Below are 15,098 nucleotides of genomic sequence, written 5' to 3'. Positions count from 1 at the left end.
TATGTTAAGAAAATATTTTTTATTATATACTGTTGTAGTATTTTTTGCTTCTTGTTCTCTTTCTAATAGTTCGAAAATGCAAGAAACCGGAGCTGTAAAATGGCCGGAAATTACGCAAGAGATGAGACCATGGACCCGTTGGTGGTGGTTTGGGAATGTCTTGACTGAGAAAGATATTACAGCTGCCTTGGAATCGTATCGGAAAGCAGGAATAGGAGGGGTTGAAATTACTCCTGTATATGGAGTCAGGGGGGAAGAAAGTAAATTTATTGATTTTCTATCTCCAGAATGGATGGATAAATTAGTGTACACCCTTGCTGAGGCTAAACGCCTTGGCATGGGGGTAGATATGGCGAATACATCCGGATGGCCGTTTGGTGGGCCTTGGGTCGATGAGGATATGGCCTGTAAAAGTATGTTGTCAAAAACGTTTGAGTTACAAGAGGGAGAGAGACTGGCTGAGAGAATAGAATATGTCCGTCAACCGCTGGTTTATACTCAAAACGGTTCGAAAGTGAATATTGACGATGTGAAAGAACCTGTCACTGCGAACCGGAACTTGCAGGAGAATTGTTATGCACAGATTTGGTATAAAAAAAGTTTGCCGTTGATTACTGTCACAGCGAATAAGAAACGGGTAGGGCAGGTTGGATTTACAGAAACCATAGATCTTACGGATAGGGTGAAAAACGGTTTTTTAGACTGGACTGCTCCTAAGGGAGATTGGTTGATTTGTGCTTTGTTTCAAGGCAATCATGGTAAAATGGTGGAACGTGCGAGCCCTGGTGGTGAAGGGAATGTAATCGATCATTTTTCGGAGCATGCAATCAGTGAATATCTGAAAAAGTTCGACGAAGCATTTGCCGGATATGATTTGAGTTATTTAAGATGTTTTTTTAATGACTCTTATGAGGTGGATGATGCAGTTGGAAGTGCAAATTGGACTCCGGATTTTCTGAAAGAGTTTAAACGAGTTTGTGGATATGATTTAAAACAATATCTTCCGGCTCTTTTAGGCTTGGCAGATGATGATACTAATAGTAGGGTTTTACACGATTATCGTATGGTTATCTCTGATTTATTATTAGAACGATTTACCCGAAAATGGCAGTTGTGGGCTGAACATCAAGGAAAAGGTATTCGGAACCAGGCACACGGTTCTCCGGCTAATGCTCTGGATTTGTATGCGGCCAGCGATATTCCGGAAACAGAAGGGAGTACGATTACGGATATAAAAAGTGCTTCTTCGGCTGCTCATCTGATGGGAAAGAAGCTAACGTCAGCAGAATCAGCAACTTTGTTAAATGAACATTTTCAAACCAAATTGGCTGATGTCAAGATTGCCAATGATAAATTTTTATTGGGAGGTGTAAATCATATTTTTTATCATGGTACGGCTTATTCTCCTCAAAATGCTTCTTGGCCGGGATGGCTGTATTATGCAGCGGTACATTTTACTCCATCCAATAGTTTTTGGGATGATTTCGGAGCACTCAATAACTATGTTGCCTGTTCACAAAGCTTTTTGCAGGCAGGAAAACCATCTAACGATTTATTGCTTTATTATGGAATTTCTGACCTTTGGTCTACTCCCGGAAAAGAAATGTTTCATTACTTCCATTCTTTTAAAACGGTAACAATGGATGAATGCGGACGTTATCTCTGGCTAAACGGATATTCATGGGATGCTGTGTCTGACCAACTATTACAAGAGGTGAAAGTCGGGAAAGATGGTGTTTCTGCCGGAGGGAATACATATAAGATGATTGTGGTTCCTAAAATAAAACATATGCCTTTAAAGACATTTGAACGATTGATGGAGTTGGTGAAGGCCGGTGCTACCGTTGCTTTTTATGGTACGCTTCCTTCCGATGTTCCGGGGTTGATTGATTTAGAACACGACAGAAATAAATTGTTCTCTTTGAAAGATAGACTTAGATTTGTAGAAAAGGGGAAAGTGTGTATTGCTCAATATGGAAAAGGCAAATTTATAACCTCAGGGACCATCTCGGATTTGATGAGTGAATCGGGGATTATTTCCGAAAGTATTTGTAAACAGGGATTACAGTGTGTCAGGCGATTAAAAGAAGACGGGAATTTCTATTATTTTATTTTGAATCCTAAAGATAAAGAATTTTCAGATTGGATAACTTTGAATGCGGATTATAAATCGTGTGCATTATATAATCCAATGACAGGAAAAGACGGTTATGCGCGGACGCGTGAGAAGAGTGGGCAGACCGAACTATGGCTTAGTTTGAAACCCAATGAATCGATGATAGTCGAAACATTCAGTCAAAAGTATACGGGTGATTTGTATCCTTACTATACACCGATAGGCGAAGAGGTTATTTTGAATAATAATTGGACGATTTCTTTTGTGAAAGGTGGTCCTGTATTACCGGAAGCGAGAAATGTTACAGAATTGGAGTCATGGACAGAATATGGAGAAGACTACGCAGCTTTTTCTGGGACTGCTGAATATACAACTCGTATACCAGCATTACCGGGAAAAGCAGATGCTTGGTTACTTCATATAGAGCATCTGTATGAGAGTGCTGCGATATACGTGAATAATAAATATTTGGGAACTCTTTTTAATGCTCCGTATACAATAGAGATACCAGCTTCTGTATTGAAAGGAAATGATGAACTGAAAATTAAAGTATCCAACCTTATGGCAAATCGTATTTCTTATATGGATAAAAGAGGATTGGAATGGAAGATTTTTTATAATGCGAACATCGATTCAAAAGGACGAATGAACGTTGGAAAGGATGGGAAATTTGATGCAGGAAACTGGAAACCCCGACCATCAGGAATCTCGGGTAAAGTTATATTAAGGCCGCTTTCTTGTATCAAATAGTGGCAAGTATAAAGTTATAATCATTCGTATAGTTCACATTAAGATAAAAAATGTTATATGCTTATGAAGTCAATAATTTACTGGTCTGCATTGTTATCAAGTACATTAATTGTGACCCAATGTACAAATTACCAAAAAACAACTCAAAAAGATGATATTTTGAGAGAGCGAGACCTTGCTTATAAAGACAGTTTTTCCGCATCTGCTTATTATGAAGACCTCTATAACAGTGCTGAAATGAAGTATGCATTTAAAGGTACGACATCTGAGGAAGTCGATGTTTGGCAGACAGAATTTAGAGATAAATTAAAAGAAAGATTAGGGATCAGTCAGTTAGAAAAGCAGTTGGCTTCATTTAAAATTAAAGCCAGGAAAATCAATTCTGAAGATATTGGATATGCTATTAGAGAGAGATGGGAAATATGGACTGAACCGACTGTTCCCCTGCCGTTTGTGCTTTTATTACCTAAAAATAAAGAAGGAAACCTGCCTTTAATGATAACTCCGCACGGACATGGGAAAAATACGGAAACCTACGCCGGAATATATCTCTCTGAGCAGGAGCGCATTGAGGGCGAGATTGGCGAAAGAAATGTTGCTGTACAAGCAGTGCAGAACGGTTTTATTGCCATAGCTCCTACTTCAAGAGGATTCGGAAAGACACGTACTTCGGAAGATAAGGCAAAGGATGTACCATATTCTTGTCGTACGCTATTAATGCAAGACTTATTGGTTGGGCGAACTCCTATAGGTGATAGAGTGTGGGATATTTCTAAGTTGATAGATTGGGCATTGGCAGAGCTGCCCGTTGATAAGTCTAATATTATTGTTTCTGGTAATTCGGGAGGTGGGACGACGACTCTTTTTGCCGGAGCGTGCGATACTCGTATTTCGATGTCGATTCCATCTTCCTATTTTTGTACTTTTACAGGGAGTATTGGAACAATGTATCATTGTGACTGTAACTATGTTCCGGGAATATTGGAGTATGGTGAAATGTCTGATATTGCAGGACTGACAGCCCCTCGATTTTTTTGTACTTTGAATGGAAAAGACGATGCTATGTTTCCTCTAAAAGAAGCTCAGAAAGCTTTTGTAAATTTGAAGAAAATATATACGGCTGCCGGTGTTCCGGATAATTGCGAACTTTACATTGGCAATGGAGGGCATCGCTATTACAAAGAAGGTGCATGGAATTTTATAAATAAACATTTATTGAAATAACAAATGTTTATAAAAGATAGTTGAATTACTTATAGTATAAATCAATCTTAAGATAGTAGTAGAAAATTTATACTATAAGTAATTTCTATTTGGAGGTGATAATAAAAAGTTATAGCACATAAATAGAAACGATTGGCGTAACCCATAAACTAAGCGTATCTTTGCAGCCGAAAAAAATAATTAAATAATAAAGATATGGCTTTAGCAATTACAAGAACATTAAAGGCAAATAACAAAACTGTTTATGTAACTTTACTCTCAATTTTAACTTTTTTCTTGTTGTTAGACTACATTCCAGGAATGCATGCTCTTTCTGCATGGGTAACCCCTCCTTTAGCTCTCTTTTTAGGATTAGCATTTGCATTAATCTGTGGGCAGGCACATCCCAAGTTTAATAAGAAAACCTCAAAATATTTATTGCAATATTCCGTTGTCGGCTTGGGGTTTGGTATGAATCTTGATTCTGCTTTAGCTTCCGGTAAAGAAGGTATGGAGTTTACAATTATTTCTGTTATTGGTACCTTAGTGATCGGGTGGTTTATTGGTCGCAAGGTATTGAAGGTGGACCGTAATACCTCTTATTTGATCAGTTCCGGTACTGCTATTTGTGGGGGGAGTGCTATTGCTGCTGTTGGACCGGTGGTGAAAGCAAATGATAGTGAAATGTCTGTGGCATTAGCTACCATTTTCATTCTAAATGCAATTGCATTGTTTATCTTTCCCGTTATTGGTCACGCTTTGGGTATGAGCCAGCATGAATTCGGAACATGGGCTGCCATTGCTATTCATGATACGAGTTCTGTTGTTGGGGCAGGGGCAGCGTACGGTGAAGAGGCTTTGAAGGTAGCTACTACTATAAAATTGACTCGTGCTCTTTGGATTATTCCGATGGCATTTGCAACTTCGTTTATATTCAAAAGTAAGGGACAAAAAATAAGTATTCCCTGGTTTATTTTCTTCTTTGTACTGGCTATGATAGTAAATACTTATCTCTTAGGTAGTGTTCCGGAGTTAGGATCTGCTATTAACGGATTGGCTCGTAAAACTTTGACTATAACTATGTTTTTCATAGGTGCTTCTCTTTCTATGGATGTAGTAAGGTCGGTAGGGTTAAAGCCGTTGATTCAAGGTATATTACTGTGGGTTGTCATCAGTTGTAGCACATTGGCATATATTTATTGGTTTTAAGAAGGTTGATCAGCTATTGAGGTTTGAAAGACAAAAGGATAAAAATTAAAGGCTGTGCAGGGATTATTAATCCAACTGCGCAGCCTTTAATTTTTAATTTTCAATCTTTAATTTACTTATGCTCTTTCAGCTTTTCAAATATTAATGCTTCAAGTTCTTCTGCCAATTCCGGATTGTCGGCGATACACTGTTTGGCAGCGTCACGTCCTTGTCCCAGTTTGGTATCATTGTAGCTATACCATGAACCGCTTTTCTTGATAATTCCCATGTCAGCTCCTAAATCAATTACTTCTCCGGAACGGGAAATACCTTCGCCGAACATGATGTCGAACTCTGCTTTACGGAAAGGAGGTGCTACTTTGTTCTTCACTACTTTCACTTTAGTCTGTTTACCGATAACTTCTTCGCCATCTTTTATTTGTTGAGAACCACGGATGTCCAAACGTACAGAGGCATAGAATTTCAATGCATTACCACCAGTAGTCGTTTCCGGATTACCAAACATTACACCGATTTTCTCACGCAACTGATTGATAAAAATACAAGTAGTGCGGGTTTTGCTTACTGCAGAAGTTAATTTACGTAGTGCTTGAGACATCAAACGTGCCTGTAAGCCAACTTTGTTATCACCCATATCGCCTTCAATTTCGGCTTTCGGTGTTAACGCAGCCACAGAGTCCACGACAATAATATCAATGGCAGAAGAACGGATCAGCTGCTCGGCTATTTCCAATGCCTGTTCTCCGTTATCCGGTTGAGAGATAAAGAGATTGTCTACATCTACTCCCAGCTTTTCTGCGTAGAAGCGGTCGAATGCATGTTCAGCATCAATGAATGCTGCAATACCTCCTGCCTTTTGTGCCTCAGCAATGGCATGGATGGCCAGAGTTGTTTTACCGGAAGACTCCGGACCATAGATTTCGATTATTCTACCACGTGGATAACCGCCTACGCCAAGAGCTGCGTTTAATGCGATTGATCCGGTAGGGATAACCTCCATTTCTTCTACAACTTCGTCACCCATTTTCATGATAGAACCTTTGCCGAAGCTCTTTTCTATCTTGTCCATGGCAGCCTGTAAGGCTTTTAGTTTTTCGCTTGATGCCATATTATTTCCTGTTTCAAAATTAAGTTCGTCTTTCTTTGCCATACTATTTTAGTAGTTAATAGTTAGAATTTAGTAGTCAGTATACTGACTGATTAGTCTTTGTTTACTAAAATTTGAGCGGCGTGTTCTTTGGTTTTCACCTCTTTAGGGCCAATGATTCGTTCTATAATTCCTTCTTCGTTAATAAGGAAAGTAGTACGGAATGTTCCCATGTATGCACGCCCATACAGTTTTTTTTCTCCCCATACACCGAATTCTTCTACCAATTTCTTGTCTGTATCGGCTATGAGAGTGAAGGGTAATTCGTTTTTAGCTATGAACTTCTGATGTGATTTCTCATCATCCACACTTACACCAATCACTTCGTAACCGGCTTTACGCAGTTCAGAGTAATTGTCACGCAAGCTACAAGCCTGCGCTGTACATCCGGAAGTATTATCTTTTGGATAAAAGTAGATTACGATTTTCTTTCCTCTATAATTGCTGAGACGTATTTCCTCTCCTTTTTCGTTTGCTCCTAGTATTTCGGGAGCTTTATCTCCAACGTTTAATCCCATACTATTTTATAACTCTAAATCACCATCAAATACTTCGTGCCAGGGTAATCCCTGTTTATTCAGTTGATCCATGAACGGATCCGGATTAAACTCTTCTACATTATTCACACCCGGACGTTTCCATTCTCCTTTGAAGAACATCATGGCGCCGATCATAGCCGGCACACCGGTAGTGTAGCTGACTCCTTGCATACCAGTTTCCTTGTAAGCTTCCTGATGGCTACAGTTGTTGTATACGTAGTATGTGCGTTCTTTACCATCTTTCAATCCCCGGATGCGACAGCCAATAGAAGTTTCGCCTTCATAGTTTTCGCCCAGTTCCTGTGGATTAGGTAATACGGCTTTGAGGAATTGTAACGGGATGATTTCTACGCCATTGTAATTGATTGGATCAATACGGGCCATACCAATATTTTGAATTACGCGCAGGTGAGTCAGATATTCCTGACCGAAAGTCATCCAGAAACGTGCACGCTTGATCGTAGGGAAATGTTTTACCAATGACTCCAACTCTTCATGATAGAGTAGGTATGAATCGCGCGGACCGATATTAGGATAGGTAATATCTTTGTGAATTTCAAGCGGACCGGTGGTTACCCATTTACCATCTTGATAATAACGTCCGTTTTGGGTGATTTCACGGATATTAATTTCCGGATTGAAATTAGTGGCAAACGCTTTATGATGATTACCTGCATTACAGTCTACGATGTCCAGATACTGAATTTCGTCGAAATAGTGTTTTGCGGCATATGCTGTATAGATTCCACTTACCCCCGGATCGAAACCACAACCCAAGATAGCTGTCAGCCCGGCTTCTTTGAAGCGATCGTGGTAAGCCCATTGCCAACTATATTCAAAATGAGCTTCATCTTTGGGCTCATAGTTCGCAGTATCCAGATAGTTCACTCCAGCTTTCAGACAAGCTTCCATAATGGTAAGGTCTTGATAGGGGAGGGCAACATTGATTACCATTTCCGGTTTGAAGTCATTGAATAAAGCTACCAGCTCGTCTACATTATCAGCATCTACTTTGGCTGTTTTTATATTAGGATTACCAATGGCTTTTACGATGTCATCGCATTTGGATTTAGTGCGGCTGGCAATCATAATGTCAGTAAATACATCGGCATTTTGTGCCACTTTGTGCGCAACAACGGTACCTACACCGCCCGCACCGATAATAAGAACTCTACCCATTTCTTTAATATGAGAATTAAAAATTAAGAATTTAAGACTTGTTTAAGGAACAAATATACGGTATTATTTTTATAAAATCATTCCCTCTTTCCTTATTTATTTATAACGAAGCAACGTGCCGCTTTCAAATTCAAGTATTTTACGAGCGTACAACCAGCTTTCAAAACGCGTGTCCTGTTTATATTCTATTTGGATAGGATTGCCCAGTGCCAGACGACATTCATCTGTGGTCATTCCCTCCTTTATTTTTCCTTGAGCAATTAGTTTCCAATTTTCTTCTGTGATGTAAGGGTACTGCTTCCGGATATTTCCAAACACAAAAATATCTTCTATGTAATTCTCGTTTTTGGTAATTATATCATATTTCAAATCTACTTCAGTCTCATAAGTGCTTCCGTTTGCATCTTCCAGAGTCAGCATAGCTACTGTTTTAGGAGGCTCAATGGAAATATCTTTTATTTGTAACGGAGTGTAGCGTAGCAGGCGTACTTCTAATGCTGTGGTACTTCCTTCTACTTTCATGTTGCATTTTGTACTCATCGTTTGCTTGGGATAGACGGACATGCCGACGTATTTGCTTTTTAAGTTTTCAAGTGTTAATGCATTTTGATTATTGAATGAGAATGCGTTTGGAAAATATTTAGTTTTCTTATCTGCCTGAAAGTCTGACTTATCCATGCCGGAATTTGTTCTGGATAAAGCTACTTCAACATAGTATGAATTACCTTTTGTGTCTTCAAAAACAATCTTTACCGGATAGGCTTTACTGCCTACTCCTATATTTGTGATTGTAACTTTTTCATTTTCGGCAATTTGTACTGTCTTATAACCTGAATAGCTATTACTGTCGTCTATCCGTGCACTGGCGATGTGGGTGTAAACAACTTTGCCGATAAGTAACTCTCGTGCCTTGTCTACATCGGGTAAATATACCAGGCCACTAATGTTGGCACGTGGGTTTTGTTCACAAATATCATTAAGGCGTAGGTTTTTGAATTCGGAATAATACTTATTTCCTTCGCAGCTAAAGATGAAACGGGTGGAGTAATTAGTACCCACGTAGGTCTCTTTTTCTTTCTCTTCTGTACCCTGAAACTCGAAGATTTTGTGTTTAAGTTTATTGCTGTCTACTTCTTTTTCTGTTTCGTAAGAGTTGAAGATTGGAATAAAAAGCTCATTACCATCAGGAATAAACATGAATTTTAATCCGGGTGTCCATTTACATAAGAGTTGCAACGGAAAGTTACTCTCAATAAATTGTTCTTCTTCGCTCATACTATTACTTTTTTGCTGAGGCGTCGTTACAAGATAATCATTCTGAGCTGTAATGGCTACAATTCTCAGAATAAGGCAGAGGAGGATAAATGTAATTCTTTTCATCTTCGTTTGTATTTCATGAACCATTGAATTGTCTGTTCTGTTAATATTAACTCAGACAAATGTATGAACTTTATGTTATTTTTGATATATTTGCGCCCATATTTAACTTAAACGTTATTGAATAATGAAAAAAGTATTAGTTTCTATTTTCATTGCAGGTGCAGCACTTGCAATGTCATCTTGTCGCTCTTCCAAAGAGGCGACTTCTTTGTCTTCCATGAATGGTGAATGGAATATTATTGAGATAAACGGTACAGCTGTTGTGCCGGGTCAAGGTCAGCAAATCCCTTTTATCGGCTTCGATACTACTACAGGAAAAGTATATGGTTACACCGGATGTAATCGTTTAATAGGATCAATTGATGTGAATGCGAAAGCTGGTACAATTGATTTGGGAGCATTAGGCAGCACTCGTATGGCTTGCCCGGACATGACCCTTGAACAGAATGTATTGAGCACTTTGGGACAGGTCAAGGGATATAAAAAAATGGGGAAAGCAACAATGGCTCTTTGCAATGCTTCCGACCGTCCTGTTGTTATACTTCAAAAGAAAGCTTCCGATGTGAAAGTGGCTGATTTAAAGGGTGAATGGAACATTACGGAAGTGAATGGAGAAGCGGTTCCTGCTGGTATGGAAAAACAACCTTTCATTGCTTTTGATGTGAAAGAACAGAGAATTCATGGCAATGCCGGATGCAACCTGATCAATGGTGGTTTCAAAATGGAGGAGGGTAATGCTCTTTCAATCTCTTTCCCTGCTGTAGCATCTACCATGATGGCATGTCCTGATATGGAAACCGAAGGTAAAATTATGAGTGCCCTGAATGAAGTGAAATCGTTTGGTAAACTTGCCGGTGGTGGAATTGGCTTGTATGATGCGAATAATACTTTAGTATTGGTGCTTACCAAGAAATAAGAGAAGTATATATTAAATAAGTATAGTGTAGCCTCGGATGAACAAATGTTGTACATCCGGGGCTATGTGTTTATGTCTGAATATAAGGAAGGTAGATGGCTTTTGCCTTAGAGAAGTACTCTTTTCTTCGGTGAGAAGCGCTGTACGACATGTGCATCTCGTACAGCGCGACATGTGCATCTCGTGCAGTACGACATGTGCATCTGGTACAGTACGACATGTGCATGTCGTACATCGTTCCTTACCAACCTTGTACAGGTTGAGTCCTATCATACGCTATGAAGGTCTTACTGAAGTATTGCTTTATCCTTTTTATCCTTTATTTTTTAGTATGATCCAGATAATGACTGGAGCACCAAAGAGGGCTGTCACGGCATTGACGGGGAGTGTGCCTTGAAAACCAGGCATTTGTGAAATAAGGTCACATATTAATAGGATGATGGCTCCGCACAGCATAGAAGCCGGAAGAATAATCCGGTGATTGGGAGTCTGGAATAGCCCACGGGCAATATGAGGCATTGTGATCCCAATAAAAGCAATCGGTCCGGTGAAAGCCGTTGAAGTACCTGCCAACAGTGCTGTAGCCAGAATAATCCATAAACGCAGTTGAGTGACAGAAATACCCAGTCCACTGGCGTAGTTTCTGCCCAGTAGTAATACATTCAGCTGTTTCTGTAAAAGTAGCGCTAGAAATATTCCACAGATAATGACAGGAGCCATTACTGCCATTTGTCCCCAACCTACAGAAGAAAGGCTACCGAATGTCCAGGTAATAAATAGTTTCAGTGTATCCGGATTACTCATGCTTTGCAGAATACTCACTATTGCTCCGGCAAAATAACCGAACATCATACCTATTATTAACAAAGAAACGGTCTGTGGTATGCGAATGGATACGATTATAACCAACAATAGTACACATACTGCTCCAATAATAGCAGCCATTACCTGCCCCCATCCGGTAATGAGCCAAAGGGGAAGGGTGGAAGTACCTAATGTGAGTAAGGCAACTCCCAAGCTGGCACCGGAGGTAACCCCCAATACGTCAGGGCCTGCCAATGGATTATGAAACAGGGTTTGCATCAGTACGCCGGCTACAGAGAGAGCTCCTCCCGCCAGTATGGCAGTAATAGCTTTAGGTAACCGGTGATTTAATATGATCTCATGATAAATAAGATTGTCACTGTTTCCTGTTAAGGTTACCCACACATCAGATAATGACAGGTTGACACTGCCAATAGCGATATCAGCCAGAAAAGCACAAATCAGCAGTCCGCTTAACAAAAAAAACAGAGGATAACTTTTCATTATTTCAGTCGTTCGTAATAGGTCAGTTCATATTCAGAGAAAAGGTTGGGATGGCAGATTTTAATCATGTCATTCAGTAGCAAGTCAGGACGTGCGACTCCGCTTTCCCAGTAGTCATTTCCTCCGGTAGCATTTGTTCGTTTGTTTGTATTGTACACATTACCTTCTTTGTAGGCTTTGAAAAGTTTGTATTTGTTATCTGTTTTTCCCAACTCTTCGAGTGAAGAAGCCTGTGCACCTATCCATATATCCGCTTGGTTAAAATTCACCAATACCTCTTCTATATTACTGGGAATACTGGTGCTGGTTGAATCCTGTGAGTATTTGTACGAGGCTCCGGCATCACGAAACAATTGGGCTGTATAGCTTTTACCACCAGGTAATGACCAGGTACCGCGATAATCCTGTCCGGAGAAAATAGATGGAGCATATGAGAGTACCAGTGCTTTCATTTTTGAATCGTTATAGCGTTGTTCTATTCCCGTATATATACTGTCAGCCAGTGCTTCTTTATCAAAGAAAGCTCCGATAAATTTAATCCATTCGGCGCGTCCCAGCAAAGTCGGCTCTTGCCACTCTATATTATATATAAGGTTAAGGCCTGTCTGTCGCATTCGTTTGCTATTCTCATCTTCGGTATTATAAGCGGTAGTCATGACAGCTTGTGGATGGAGTAGGAGCAGATTCTCTATATCAAGATTGAAAGCGTCTCCCAAATCCTTAATTTGTCCTTTTTCTACTCCCTTTAGAATAGTGGGGTTATAAATATAGTCAGAATTACATACGCCCGTCACTTTGTCAAGTTCTCCCAACAACTCTAGGAAGCCGAGATGGGTGGCTGAGTTTGTCATCAGGCTTTTTAACGGAATAGTAATTTTATGTCCGTCTTGGGGCACTGCAATTGTCTCATCTTTAACGAGATAATATTTATCATATATTTCTCCTGGTTTCCAGGGATTATATACAGTGACAATGGTATAATTATCGGTATGTGCTATACCGAAACCTTGGGCTTGTGACAGAGAAACGGGAGTACTATCTTGTAATACTGTTTCCTTTTTTGTTTTTCCACCACAGGCTGTCAGCAAAACAAAAAGGCAGATGTATAAAATGCGGTTTGTCATATCAGGTTTGTATAAATTAGAAACTACTATCTTCTAACTTCCAACTACAAAGATAAGAATTTATTTTTTCCATCGAACCAGAGCCGGTTACATTTGTTGTATGAAGCAATCATGCTTGCAGCCTTGTGCCTGCTGCGGCAGTTTCTATCGTTAAAAACTGTCGTTTTGGCAGAAAATATGTCACTAACTAATGTAATTTCCTTTTGGCACACGGTTTGTTTTTTAGTTGTCGTCCGCTTGAAAGATATCCTTGAAGAAAGGCGCTGAATGACAATCGGACAAAAGGAAATTAGAATAATAAATAATATAAAAGTATAAAGATCATGGGAAAAATTATTGGTATTGACTTAGGAACAACAAATTCATGTGTTTCTGTATTCGAAGGAAACGAACCGGTAGTAATTGCAAACAGCGAAGGTAAACGTACAACTCCTTCTATTGTTGCATTTGTTGATGGTGGCGAACGTAAAGTAGGTGATCCTGCAAAACGTCAGGCTATCACAAATCCGACAAGGACAATTTTCTCTATTAAACGCTTCATGGGTGAAAATTGGGATCAGGTGCAAAAAGAAGTAACCCGCGTTCCATATAAAGTAGTAAAAGGTGATAATAACACTCCGCGTGTTGATATTGATGGTCGTCTTTACACTCCGCAGGAAATTTCTGCAATGATTTTGCAGAAAATGAAGAAAACTGCTGAAGACTATCTTGGACAAGAAGTAACAGAAGCTGTTATCACTGTACCTGCATACTTCTCTGATTCACAACGTCAGGCCACTAAAGAGGCTGGGCAGATTGCCGGACTGGAAGTAAAACGTATCGTAAATGAACCGACTGCTGCTGCACTTGCTTACGGTCTTGATAAGGCACACAAAGATATGAAGATCGCCGTATTCGACCTTGGTGGTGGTACATTTGATATCTCTATCCTTGAGTTCGGTGGTGGTGTATTTGAGGTACTTTCTACTAATGGTGATACTCATCTTGGTGGTGATGACTTTGACCAGGTAATTATCAATTGGTTAGTTGAAGAATTCAAGAATGATGAAGGTGCTGATCTTACCCAGGACCCGATGGCTTTGCAACGTTTGAAAGAAGCTGCTGAAAAAGCTAAGATTGAATTATCTTCTTCTACAAGTACAGAAATCAACTTACCGTATATCATGCCGGTAGGTGGTGTACCTAAGCACTTGGTTAAGACATTGACTCGTGCTAAATTTGAATCTCTGGCTCATAACTTGATTCAGGCTTGTCTTGAACCATGTAAAAAAGCAATGCAGGATGCAGGTTTGGGTAACTCTGATATTGATGAAGTAATCCTTGTAGGTGGTTCTTCACGTATCCCTGCTGTACAGAAACTGGTTGAAGATTTCTTTGGTAAAACTCCTTCTAAGGGTGTTAACCCCGATGAAGTAGTAGCTGTCGGTGCTGCTGTACAGGGTGCTGTGTTAACAGACGAAATCAAAGGCGTGGTATTGTTGGATGTTACTCCGTTGTCAATGGGTATTGAAACACTGGGTGGTGTGATGACTAAGTTGATCGATGCTAACACAACTATTCCCGCACGTAAGAGTGAAACATTCTCTACTGCTGCTGATAATCAGACAGAAGTAACTATTCATGTGTTGCAAGGTGAACGTCCGATGGCTGCACAGAATAAATCAATCGGCCAGTTCAATCTGACAGGTATCGCTCCGGCTCGTCGTGGTGTACCCCAGATTGAAGTAACATTCGATATCGATGCTAACGGTATCTTAAAGGTATCTGCTAAAGATAAAGCTACTGGTAAGGAACAAGCGATCCGTATTGAAGCTTCCAGTGGTTTGAGCAAAGAAGAAATTGATAAGATGAAAGCAGAAGCAGAAGCTAATGCTGAGGCAGATAAGAAAGAACGTGAGAAGATTGATAAACTGAATCAGGCTGACAGTATGATTTTCTCTACTGAAAATCAATTGAAAGAACTGGGTGATAAGTTGCCTGCTGACAAGAAAGCTCCGATTGAAGCTGCTTTGCAGAAACTGAAAGATGCTCACAAAGCACAGGATCTGGCTACTATTGACAGTGCTATGGCTGAACTGAATACTGCATTCCAGGCTGCAAGTGCTGAGATGTATGCACAAAGCGGTGCACAAGGTGGTGCTCAGGCTGGTCCGGATATGAACGCTGGACAACAAGCTGGTGGACAGTCTAATGGTGGACAGGATGAACATATTCAGGATGCAGACTT

General features: G+C 39.9%; 11 protein-coding genes. 5 read left to right on the top strand and 6 right to left on the bottom strand.

Features of this window, described 5'->3' with window-relative positions; translation table 11 throughout:
- Position 1: 1 nt before the first annotated feature.
- The 3 genes from QX565_RS01265 (at position 2) to QX565_RS01255 (ending at position 5,278) form a co-directional block, all read left to right on the top strand.
- Positions 2–2,866 (top strand): glycosyl hydrolase, encoded by a 2,865-nt coding sequence (locus QX565_RS01265; protein ID WP_414429709.1) that lies wholly within the window; start codon positions 2–4, stop codon positions 2,864–2,866.
- A gap of 63 nt (positions 2,867–2,929) precedes the next feature.
- The gene (locus tag QX565_RS01260; protein ID WP_289290800.1) at positions 2,930–4,090 is read left to right on the top strand and encodes an alpha/beta hydrolase family protein; all 1,161 of its coding nucleotides are present in this window, start codon (positions 2,930–2,932) and stop codon (positions 4,088–4,090) included.
- Between the two features lie 195 nt (positions 4,091–4,285).
- Positions 4,286–5,278, top strand: coding sequence for a YeiH family protein (locus QX565_RS01255; RefSeq protein WP_289290798.1), 993 nt, complete (start codon positions 4,286–4,288; stop codon positions 5,276–5,278).
- Positions 5,279–5,390: 112 nt separating this feature from the next.
- On the opposite strand, the gene recA is transcribed toward QX565_RS01255, so the two are convergent.
- The 4 genes from recA to QX565_RS01235 all read right to left on the bottom strand — a co-directional run bounded on the left by recA (position 5,391) and on the right by QX565_RS01235 (position 9,523).
- Positions 5,391–6,428, bottom strand: a complete 1,038-nt coding sequence (gene recA, locus QX565_RS01250) for a recombinase RecA (protein WP_002561983.1) — start codon at positions 6,426–6,428, stop codon at positions 5,391–5,393.
- Positions 6,429–6,478: 50 nt separating this feature from the next.
- The gene (gene bcp, locus QX565_RS01245) at positions 6,479–6,943 is read right to left on the bottom strand and encodes a thioredoxin-dependent thiol peroxidase (protein ID WP_221648566.1); all 465 of its coding nucleotides are present in this window, start codon (positions 6,941–6,943) and stop codon (positions 6,479–6,481) included.
- A 6-nt stretch (positions 6,944–6,949) separates the two neighbouring features.
- Positions 6,950–8,143: a saccharopine dehydrogenase family protein gene (locus QX565_RS01240; protein ID WP_251236280.1), complete on the bottom strand. Its 1,194-nt coding sequence runs from the start codon at positions 8,141–8,143 to the stop codon at positions 6,950–6,952.
- Between the two features lie 96 nt (positions 8,144–8,239).
- Positions 8,240–9,523 carry a hypothetical protein gene (locus QX565_RS01235; RefSeq protein WP_289290795.1) on the bottom strand — a complete coding sequence of 428 codons (1,284 nt, stop codon included), beginning with the start codon at positions 9,521–9,523 and terminating at the stop codon, positions 8,240–8,242.
- Positions 9,524–9,647: 124 nt separating this feature from the next.
- Between QX565_RS01235 and QX565_RS01230 the strand changes: the two genes are divergently transcribed.
- Positions 9,648–10,439, top strand: a complete 792-nt coding sequence (locus tag QX565_RS01230) for an META domain-containing protein (protein ID WP_221648562.1) — start codon at positions 9,648–9,650, stop codon at positions 10,437–10,439.
- Between the two features lie 312 nt (positions 10,440–10,751).
- Here the strand turns inward: QX565_RS01230 and QX565_RS01225 are convergent, their stop codons facing one another.
- Together QX565_RS01225 and QX565_RS01220 are read right to left on the bottom strand one after the other, a co-directional pair.
- Positions 10,752–11,747, bottom strand: coding sequence for a FecCD family ABC transporter permease (locus QX565_RS01225; RefSeq protein ID WP_221648561.1), 996 nt, complete (start codon positions 11,745–11,747; stop codon positions 10,752–10,754).
- On the bottom strand, positions 11,747–12,871 hold the full coding sequence (locus tag QX565_RS01220; protein WP_289290792.1) for an ABC transporter substrate-binding protein: 1,125 nt from the start codon (positions 12,869–12,871) through the stop codon (positions 11,747–11,749). Before QX565_RS01220 ends, QX565_RS01225 begins: the two co-directional genes overlap by 1 nt.
- A gap of 323 nt (positions 12,872–13,194) precedes the next feature.
- Between QX565_RS01220 and dnaK the strand changes: the two genes are divergently transcribed.
- On the top strand, positions 13,195–15,098 hold a 1,904-nt coding region (gene dnaK, locus QX565_RS01215; RefSeq protein WP_289290790.1), incomplete at its 3' end, for a molecular chaperone DnaK.

This window comes from Bacteroides sp. 41_26 (genome assembly GCF_949740115.1).
Taxonomy (GTDB): Bacteria; Bacteroidota; Bacteroidia; order Bacteroidales; family Bacteroidaceae; genus Bacteroides; species Bacteroides nordii.
The sequence above is the reverse complement of the archived record's forward strand: the minus strand, read 5'-3'. Positions and strand labels throughout refer to the sequence as shown.